Below are 10759 nucleotides of genomic sequence, written 5' to 3'. Positions count from 1 at the left end.
TTTTATAATCTTCTAAGTAAAGAATATTTAGATATTAATAAATTGTTAGATGATGATATGATTGCTCATAGTTTTAAAAATATTACTAAAGAGAATTATTCATCCCTATTAACTAATTTGATATCATTGAATGCAGAGATTGATGGTTTTAGTCTTTCAAATTTTAGTCTTGATTATCTGGAAAATATAATTTATAAAATTAGAGATATATTAAAAGATAAATTTGCTGTGACGCCAGTCCAACAATTTGAAAACTATATTTTAAAAATTCCAAAACTTGATTTATCTGGGAAATTGACTTTGCTTCCAAGGTTTGTTCCAAGGAGAGATGGAATATCTGAGGAGCATGAGATTCTTGTAAATAAAACGTTCAGAGAAACTGATGATTTTGAAATTCTCAGTGTCCAGAATCCGTATATGATATTTTTGTTTAGCAAGAATCTAAGAGGAGAACTTCAAAAAGCTGTTGCTAGTAAAATTAATTTGATATTTGAGTTTGATAATTCAAACTTTTATCAATTTGTAATGAAAAATCTCGTAACTACATACACTTCTTACTCAAATAGTAGGGTTAACAAACGAAAAATGTTAGATTTGGATAATATCTCATACAATGAAGATTTTAAAAATAAATTTTTGAAAAAGATCAATCAATTAGAAGAAGATCAAAAAAATAAGTTGTTGGAACTAATTGAGGAAGCTAATAAGTTTAAAGAATAACGTGAGGTACCCCATGAACGAAATCAAATGCCCCAACTGCGGGGAGGTTTTTACTGTTAATGAGAGCCAGTACAGTGAGCTTTTGTCGCAGGTGCGGACAGCGGAGTTTGACAAGGAAATCCATGCTCGAATTGAGCAGGAGCTGGCTTTAGCAGAGCAAAAATCCCAGAATGCCCAACAAGCTCTCCTATCGCAGAAAGAGCAGGAAATTAGAAAGCTTCAAAGTCAAATTGCTCAGTTTGAAACCCAGCAGGAATTGGCAAAGAAAGAGGCGGAGCAGGCAGCAAGTCTTCAATTGCAGGAGAAGGATAAGGAAGTTCAGCAATTGGAAAGTCAGCTGACAACTCTGCGCTTGGAGCATGAAAATCAACTCCAAAAGACCTTGTCTGCGCTGGAAAAAGAGCGAGACGAGGTTAAGAATCAGCTAGTTTTGCAAGAAAAGGAAGCAGCGCTGGCTCAGACCTCTCTCAAAGAGCGCTATGAGGTAGAGCTGCGGCAGAAAGATGAGACTATAGAGTTCTACAAGGATTTTAAGGCCAAGCAGTCTACTAAGATGATTGGCGAGAGTTTGGAACAGCACTGTGAGTACGAGTTCAACAAGAATCGCATGGGGATGTTTCCGCGAGCAGAATTTGGCAAGGACAATGATGCCAGAACCGGCAGCAAGGGCGACTACATTTACCGTGAGGTGGATGAAAATGGTATAGAAATTCTCTCCATCATGTTTGAGATGAAAAATGAAGGCGATGAGACAGCGACCAAGAAGAAAAACGAGCATTTCTTCAAAGAGCTGGATAAGGACCGGCGGGAGAAAGGCTGTGAGTATGCTATTCTGGTGACACTTCTTGAGGCTGACAGTGAACTCTACAATTCGGGTATTGTCGACGTGTCCTATGCCTATGAGAAGATGTATGTTATCCGGCCTCAGTTCTTCCTCCCCATGATTACCCTTTTGCGCAATGCTGCCCTCAACTCGCTCCAGTACAAGCAGGAACTAGCCTTGGTGCGGGAGCAGAACATTGATATTACGCATTTTGAGGAAGATTTGGATGCTTTTAAAGTAGCTTTCGCCAAGAACTATCAGTCTGCTTCGACCAACTTTGGCAAGGCCATCGAGGAGATTGACAAGGCAATCCGCCGGATGGAAGAAATCAAGAAGTTCCTGACGACCTCTGAAAACCAGCTGCGCTTAGCAAACAACAAACTGGACGACGTCTCTGTCAAAAAATTGACACGCAAAAATCCTACTATGAAAGCTAAGTTTGAAGCTTTGAAGGGAGACTAGGAGGCTCCTATGCAGATACGAAAAGTAACCATGAAAGATGCTGAAGCCTTACTGTCTCTATACGAAGACTTGGGCTATCCAACGACCGCTTCTAAGCTGGCTCGACGTTTAGAAATGATTCTCTCTCAGCCGCATTATGGCTGTCTTTTAGCTGAAAGAAACGGAGAAATTTTAGGTTTCTTAGGTTATGCAAAGCTCTTCTTTTTTGAATCAGATGGATCTTACTATCGTATTTTAGCTTTGTCAGTTGCAAAAGAAGCAAGACGACAAGGAATTGCTAGTAGGCTAATCGATGAATTGAAAAAACAAGCGGTAAAAGAAGGAGTTAAGGCACTGGCTCTAAATAGTGGATTAACTGCTGAACGAAATGCTGCACATCAGTTTTATCAGGCGGTTGGATTTGAAAAAGTGACTGCCGGCTTTGCTCTGCATTTAAAAAGTTAACATAAATAAATCATGAAAAATAGCAGAGGAAACAAAGTAATGTCTACAGCAAATATGAACAGCATAAGGATTTCCAAAAGAGAGTTTTAGTATTTTTAGAAAGTTAATCAATGAACGGAATTATCAACTTAAGAAAAGAAGCGGGAATGACTTCGCATGACGCGGTCTGTAAGCTGCGTAAAATTTTGGGAACGAAGAAAATTGGTCATGGGGGCACCTTGGATCCAGATGTAGTAGGGGTGCTTCCGATTGCTGTGGGCAAGGCGACACGCTTGGTCGAGTTCATGCAGGAGGAAGGCAAGATCTATGAGGGTGAAATCACGCTGGGCTGCTCAACGACGACAGAGGATGCCAGCGGAGACATTCTTGAGCGGACTCCGGTGACAGAGCTTTTAGAAGAAGCTCTCATCGATGAAGCGATGGAGTCCATGACTGGTGAGATTCGCCAGATTCCGCCCATGTACTCAGCAGTCAAGGTCAATGGCCGCAAGCTTTATGAGTATGCGCGTGCAGGTCAAGAAGTGGAGCGTCCCGAGCGGCAAGTGACCATCTATAGCTTTGAACGCACCAGTCCGATTGCCTATGAAGATGAACAAGCCCGTTTTCGCTTTCGGGTCAAGTGCAGCAAGGGGACCTATGTCCGAACCCTGTCTGTTGATTTGGGAGCTAAGCTTGGCTTTGCTAGCCACATGTCCCAGCTGACAAGGACTTCTTCAGCAGGTATGAGCTTGGATGATGCTTTGACCTTGGATGAAATAGCGGAGCGAGTAGCAGTGGAGGATTTTACATTTCTTCAGCCTCTGGAGTTGGGGACAGGTGATCTACCAAAGATTGAACTAACAATAGAGCAGTTAGAGGAAGTCCGCTTTGGTCGCTTTATTTTCATTGAAAATGCGGCAACAATCTTGGCTGGTTTTCATAAAGGTAAGCTTATCGCCATCTTAGAAAAAAGGGAAGAATCTTATAAACCTAAAAAAGTTTTTCTTTAATCATATTGAAAATATCAGAGTCCTGAAATTTATTTTCAGGATTTTTTTATGCCTAGAATAATTAACCAAATCTATAAACTAAAAAATGTATAAATTTGAATAGATCAGAAACATTTATAAAATTTACTGTGAATTTTTGAAATAGTAATACTCAAAAATTGGACAGATTTACTAAAAATGATTAAGTAATAAAAGGGCTATAAAATTGCTTAAATCCCACTTATATGATACACTTGAGGGAGTGACAATTTTAGAATAATAAGGAGGGTTCCAATACATGGGACAAGACTGGAAGAAAATAGAAAGGCAACGTTTTACAATTCGTAAGACGAGAGCATGGNGCGCATGTTCAGTTTTTCTAGGATCAAGTATTTTCTTTCTAGGAGGGGGAGTTGCAAGTGCGCAAGAAGTTAGTCCTTCTGCACAAGACCAAGCAGCTCAAGTAGCAGAAGCTGCTAGAGTTTCAGATGAAAAAGAGTCTGAGAAACCGGCAACTGAATCACAAGCCGAACCTGAAAAGAATGCTGCGTCAGTAAGTGCAGATGTTCAAGCAACTGAAGCTAAGGAACAAGCAGCACCTAGCACTGAAGATGTAGTTAAAGCAGAAGAAGCTGCTGTTTCAAAAGACGAAAAGTCAGAAGAAACAAATGCTCCGAAAGAAGCTAAAGCAGAAGAAAAGGCTGAGCCAAAAAAAGAAGAAAAATCAGAGCCAAAAACAGCAAGTTCTGAAACTAATGCAGCCGCACAACCTAAGCGTTCAGGCTCATCAGGATTCAGAAGTGTTAGCGGTACATCAGGATTCCGAAATACTGGTGCTACTCGCCAAGGATCTGACTATACTGTTACTCAAGATGGTAATCTAGCTACAGTTCAAGCGAATGCCTTGAAAACTCAGTTGGATAGAGCAGCATCAGAGAACTTGCCAGTTACACCGAACCAGCTTAGAAATTTTGGAACCGCAACAACTGACGATGAAAGACGCAGGTTAGAACGTCAAGCAGCGGATCTTCAAAATACTGAAGCTCAGGCAATGAATAGAAAAATCTCTGATTACTTGACGGCTAAACAAAGAGCTCAACAATTAACAGGTAGAGAAGGAAGCTTGCAACAAATTGCTCCGCAAAACCTCGTGTTCTCTGATGAGCCAAACGCAACGGCTAGGATTAGGCTGGCACAAGGAGACTGGTTCGTCAAAGACAGTACGCTCACATCCCGAAATCAATATGTTCGTGAAGCTTTGGATAGTCGGAGCTACAATGAGTGGCGAGACGGGACAACTACTCAACCGAATGCAGTTATCACTAGAGCCGATACAAGCCAACCGGCAGCAGAGCGAATCATCAAGGATCAAACAGATGCTTACTACATGGTTCATACGCAAGTTGGTAGAACCACAACAGTAGAGTACACCTTGCATAACTCATTTGCCGGTGGTCGACCTATTACGAAAGCTATTGCTCGATATACGCCTAAGAAGAGTTCTGCTTATGATGATAGTATGGTAATGGCTATCCATAAAGATCCAACTATGACAGTTTGGAATGGATCCAGCTATGATCGTAAAGGAACTGGTAACCAATTGCATATGGAATGGGAATTCTATTATGCGGATGGCACTAAGGTAGACTTTGGCAGAACACCTGGTGTTGTTTCTTTCGCTTCACGTAACCACCACGGGAATGATATTTACGCTGAAATTTATGGTAATTTGAGCTCAAATATGCAGAATGTACAAATTGTAGGTTCTTCTATCGTTCCACAGGCAAATGGTTGGTACTATGCAAATGGTAAAAATAACTCTTATAAAGGCCAAACTGAATATCAATGGGACCAACAAGGTAATCCGAATGAATTCTGGGGAGCGGGTGCTGCAAAAGTTACAAGTGGTACATCATTGAGCTTTGATATTGCTACCACTAACCCTGGTCAGCACTGGCCACGTCCAATTCGCCAATGGTTCTCATTTAATACCAACGTAAAAGCGAATAACGTCGTAACGAACCCTAATTTGACATATACTCCTGCAGCATATGTCAATGAAGTTCCAGCACCAGAACCAGAAAAATCTTATGACAGATTTGTTATGGACATTCCACATAATGTCAGAGTCGTAGATTATGAGAATGCCACTCCAGATCAAAAACGCGCCTTCGACAATCAAACTGGTTCTCAGATTGTTTACCAACAAGGTAAAGACGGACAGGTTATTGTTGTAGGACCAAAACCAGAAAACCTAAATGACGTACCGAATCCTAAGTTTACAGCTCAAGAACTTGAGACACTGAAAAATGGTGGAACTGTAAGAGGATTTAAAGGACACAATTACGTTGATCCTGTAGATACCATCATGGTTGTCAAACGTAATGCGGGACCAACTGGACCTAAGGGTGATAAAGGTGCAACTGGTGCAACCGGCGCCACAGGTGCAGCAGGACCAAAAGGTGATAAGGGTGCTACAGGCGCAACTGGTGCAACCGGCGCCACAGGCGCAGCAGGACCAAAAGGTGATAAGGGTGCAACAGGCGCAACTGGTGCAACCGGCGCCACAGGCGCAGCAGGACCAAAAGGTGATAAGGGCGCTACTGGCGCAACCGGCGCCACAGGTGCAGTAGGACCAAAAGGTGATAAGGGCGCTACTGGCGCAACCGGCGCCACAGGTGCAGCAGGACCAAAAGGAGATAAAGGTGCAACTGGCGCAACCGGCGCCACAGGCGCGACCGGAGCTAAAGGCGATAAAGGTGAAACTGGCGCCACAGGTGCAGCAGGACCAAAAGGCGATAAAGGTGCAACTGGCGCAACTGGAGCTACAGGTGCAGCAGGACCAAAAGGTGATAAGGGCGCTACTGGCGCCACAGGTGCAACCGGAGCTACAGGCGCGACCGGAGCTAAAGGCGATAAAGGTGAGACTGGTGCCACAGGCGCGACTGGCGCTAAAGGAGAAGATGGTAAGCCATCATTAGCGCAAGTCGTAGACAACAACGACGGTACTCACACTGTTAAAGTTGGTCTTGATAAGAACGGCAACGGCCAGCTCGATCCAGATGAAGTAACCTCATCTACTATTGTTAAAGATGGTAAGGATGGCAAATCTCCACTAGCTAAGGTTGTTGATAACAACAATGGTACCCATACTGTTCAAGTCGGACTTGATAAGAACGGTAACGGCCAGCTCGATCCAGATGAAGTAACATCTTCAACTATCGTCAAAGATGGTAAGGATGGAAAAGCTGGGGCAACCGGAGCGACTGGTGCTACAGGTGCTACAGGTGCTACAGGTGCGACCGGAGCTAAAGGCGATAAAGGTGAAACTGGAGCTACAGGAGCAAAAGGTGAAGATGGTAAGCCATCATTGGCGCAAGTCGTAGACAACAACGACGGTACACACACTGTTAAAGTTGGACTTGATAAGAATGGCAATGGTCAGTTGGATCCAGATGAAGTAACCTCATCTACAATCATCAAAGATGGTAAGGATGGAAAAGCTGGCGCAACTGGAGCTACAGGCGCGACCGGAGCTAAAGGCGATAAAGGTGAAACTGGAGCTACAGGCGCAACTGGTGCCAAAGGTGAAGATGGCAAGCCATCATTAGCCCAAGTCGTGGACAACAACAACGGTACTCACACTGTTAAAGTCGGTCTGGATAAGAATGGCAATGGCCAGCTCGATCCAGATGAAGTAACATCTTCAACAATCGTCAAAGACGGTAAGGATGGAAAATCTCCGCTAGCTAAAGTAGTCGATAACAACAACGGCACCCATACTGTTCAAGTCGGTCTGGATAAGAACGGAAATGGTGAGCTTGATCCAGACGAAGTAACCTCATCTACAATCATCAAAGATGGAAAAGCTGGTGCAACAGGCGCGACCGGAGCTAAGGGGGATAAAGGTGAAACCGGTGCCACTGGCGCGACTGGAGCTAAAGGAGAAGATGGCAAGCCATCATTAGCCCAAGTCGTGGACAACAACAACGGTACTCACACTGTTAAAGTCGGTCTCGATAAGAACGGCAACGGTGAACTTGATCCAGATGAAGTAACATCATCTACAATCATCAAAGATGGTAAGGATGGAAAAGCTGGTGCAACCGGTGCTACAGGCGCGACCGGAGCCAAAGGCGATAAAGGTGAAACTGGAGCTACAGGCGCAACTGGTGCCAAAGGTGAAGACGGCAAGCCATCATTGGCGCAAGTCGTAGACAACAATGACGGCACTCATACTGTTAAAGTTGGTCTTGATAAGAATGGCAACGGTCAGTTGGATCCAGATGAAGTAACATCTTCAACAATCGTCAAAGACGGTAAGGATGGAAAATCTCCACTAGCTAAAGTTGTAGACAACAACAATGGCACGCATACAGTTCAAGTCGGTCTCGATAAGAACGGCAACGGTGAACTTGATCCAGATGAAGTAACATCATCTACAATCATCAAAGATGGTAAGGATGGAAAAGCTGGTGCTACAGGCGCTACAGGCGCGACCGGAGCCAAAGGTGAAGATGGCAAGCCATCATTGGCGCAAGTCGTAGACAACAACGACGGTACACACACTGTTAAAGTTGGTCTTGATAAGAACGGCAACGGCCAATTGGATCCAGATGAAGTAACATCTTCAACAATCGTCAAAGACGGTAAGGATGGAAAATCTCCACTAGCTAAAGTTGTCGACAATAACAATGGCACACACACAGTTCAAGTTGGACTTGATAAGAACGGAAATGGTGAGCTTGATCCAGACGAAGTAACATCATCTACAATCATCAAAGATGGAAAAGCTGGCGCAACAGGTGCTACCGGAGCAACCGGAGCCAAAGGCGATAAAGGTGAAACAGGCGCGACTGGCGCTAAAGGTGAAGATGGTAAGCCATCATTGGCCCAAGTCGTAGACAACAACGACGGTACTCATACTGTTAAAGTTGGACTGGATAAGAACGGCAACGGTCAGTTGGATCCAGACGAAGTAACCTCATCTACCATCGTTAAAGACGGAAAAGATGGTAAGTCTCCATTGGCTAAAGTTGTTGATAACAATAACGGCACACACACAGTTCAAGTAGGTCTTGATAAGAACGGAAATGGTGAGCTTGATCCAGACGAAGTAACATCATCTACAATCATCAAAGATGGTAAGGATGGAAAAGCTGGCGCAACTGGAGCTACAGGAGCGACCGGAGCTAAAGGTGAAACAGGTGCAACTGGAGCTAAGGGTGATAAAGGTGAAACCGGAGCTACAGGCGCCACTGGTGCCAAAGGTGAAGATGGCAAACCATCATTGGCCCAAGTCGTAGACAACAACGATGGCACACACACAGTTCAAGTCGGTCTCGATAAGAACGGCAATGGTGAGCTTGATCCAGACGAAGTAACATCATCTACAATCATCAAAGATGGTAAAGATGGAAAAGCTGGTGCCACAGGAGCTACAGGCGCAACCGGAGCTAAAGGTGATAAAGGTGAAGATGGTAAGCCATCATTAGCTCAAGTCGTAGACAACAACGACGGTACTCATACTGTTAAAGTTGGACTTGATAAGAACGGCAACGGTCAGTTGGATCCAGACGAAGTAACCTCTTCAACAATCGTCAAAGACGGTAAGGATGGTAAGTCTCCACTAGCTAAGGTAGTAGACAACAACAACGGCACCCATACTGTTCAAGTCGGTCTTGATAAGAACGGAAATGGTGAGCTTGATCCAGACGAAGTAACATCATCTACAATCATCAAAGATGGTAAGGATGGAAAAGCTGGTGCCACAGGTGCTACAGGAGCGACCGGAGCCAAAGGCGATAAAGGTGAAACTGGAGCTACAGGAGCGACCGGAGCTAAAGGTGATAAAGGTGAAGACGGCAAGCCATCATTGGCGCAAGTCGTAGACAACAACGACGGTACTCATACTGTTAAAGTTGGTCTTGATAAGAATGGCAACGGTCAGTTGGATCCAGACGAAGTAACATCTTCAACAATCGTCAAAGACGGTAAGGATGGAAAATCTCCACTAGCTAAAGTTGTAGACAACAACAATGGCACGCATACAGTTCAAGTCGGTCTCGATAAGAACGGCAACGGCGAACTTGATCCAGATGAAGTAACATCATCTACAATCATCAAAGATGGTAAGGATGGAAAAGCTGGTGCAACCGGTGCTACAGGCGCGACCGGAGCTAAAGGCGATAAAGGTGAAGACGGCAAGCCATCATTGGCGCAAGTCGTTGACAACAACGATGGCACGCATACTGTTAAAGTTGGTCTTGATAAGAACGGCAACGGTCAGTTGGATCCAGATGAAGTAACCTCTTCAACAATCGTCAAAGACGGTAAGGATGGAAAATCTCCACTAGCTAAAGTTGTAGACAACAACAATGGCACGCACACAGTTCAAGTCGGTCTCGATAAGAATGGTAACGGTGAACTTGATCCAGATGAAGTAACCTCTTCAACAATCATCAAAGATGGTAAGGATGGAAAAGCTGGCGCAACCGGTGCCACAGGTGCTACAGGAGCGACCGGAGCTAAAGGTGATAAAGGTGAAGACGGCAAGCCATCATTGGCGCAAGTCGTAGATAACAACGACGGTACTCATACTGTTAAAGTCGGTCTCGATAAGAACGGCAACGGCGAACTTGATCCAGATGAAGTAACATCATCTACAATCATCAAAGATGGTAAGGATGGAAAAGCTGGTGCAACCGGTGCTACAGGCGCAACTGGTGCAAAAGGTGATAAAGGTGAAGACGGCAAGCCATCATTAGCCCAAGTTGTCGATAATAACAACGGCACTCATACTGTTAAAGTTGGTCTTGATAAGAACGGCAATGGCCAATTGGATCCAGATGAAGTAACCTCATCTACCATCGTTAAAGACGGTAAGGACGGTAAATCTCCGCTAGCTAAGGTTGTCGATAATAACAATGGCACACACACAGTTCAAGTCGGACTCGATAAGAACAACAACGGTCAGCTTGACCCAGACGAAGTAACATCATCTACAATCATCAAAGATGGTAAGGATGGAAAAGCTGGTGCCACTGGTGCTAAAGGTGAAGACGGCAAGCCATCATTGGCGCAAGTCGTTGACAACAACGATGGCACGCATACTGTTAAAGTTGGTCTTGATAAGAACGGCAACGGTCAGTTGGATCCAGATGAAGTAACCTCTTCAACAATCGTCAAAGACGGTAAGGATGGAAAATCTCCACTAGCTAAAGTTGTAGACAACAACAATGGCACGCACACAGTTCAAGTCGGTCTCGATAAGAATGGTAACGGTGAACTTGATCCAGACGAAGTAACATCTTCAACTATCGTCAAAGATGGAAAAGCTGGT

At 44.2% G+C, this 10759-nt stretch carries 5 protein-coding genes; all 5 read left to right on the top strand.

What is annotated here, in order from left to right; all coding sequences use genetic code 11:
• Positions 1-720 (top strand): hypothetical protein (locus D8793_RS11825; RefSeq protein WP_185761198.1); only part of this gene is annotated, 720 nt, incomplete at its 5' end.
• Positions 721-733: 13 nt separating this feature from the next.
• The gene (locus D8793_RS11650) at positions 734-2005 is read left to right on the top strand and encodes a DUF2130 domain-containing protein (protein ID WP_125372379.1); all 1272 of its coding nucleotides are present in this window, start codon (positions 734-736) and stop codon (positions 2003-2005) included.
• 9 nt (positions 2006-2014) lie between these two features.
• Positions 2015-2449 (top strand): GNAT family N-acetyltransferase, encoded by a 435-nt coding sequence (locus D8793_RS11645; RefSeq protein ID WP_125372378.1) that lies wholly within the window; start codon positions 2015-2017, stop codon positions 2447-2449.
• 110 nt (positions 2450-2559) lie between these two features.
• Entirely contained in the window at positions 2560-3438 is an 879-nt protein-coding gene (gene truB, locus D8793_RS11640; RefSeq protein ID WP_125372377.1) for a tRNA pseudouridine(55) synthase TruB, read from the top strand.
• Positions 3439-3715: 277 nt separating this feature from the next.
• The coding region (locus D8793_RS12375; protein ID WP_376739349.1) for a collagen-flanked surface repeat-containing protein at positions 3716-10759 on the top strand (7044 nt) is incomplete at its 3' end.

The organism is Streptococcus cristatus (genome assembly GCF_003943465.1).
Lineage (GTDB): Bacteria > Bacillota > Bacilli > Lactobacillales > Streptococcaceae > Streptococcus > Streptococcus cristatus_C.
Note: the sequence above shows the minus strand (reverse complement) of the source record. Positions and strands in the feature narration are given on the sequence as shown.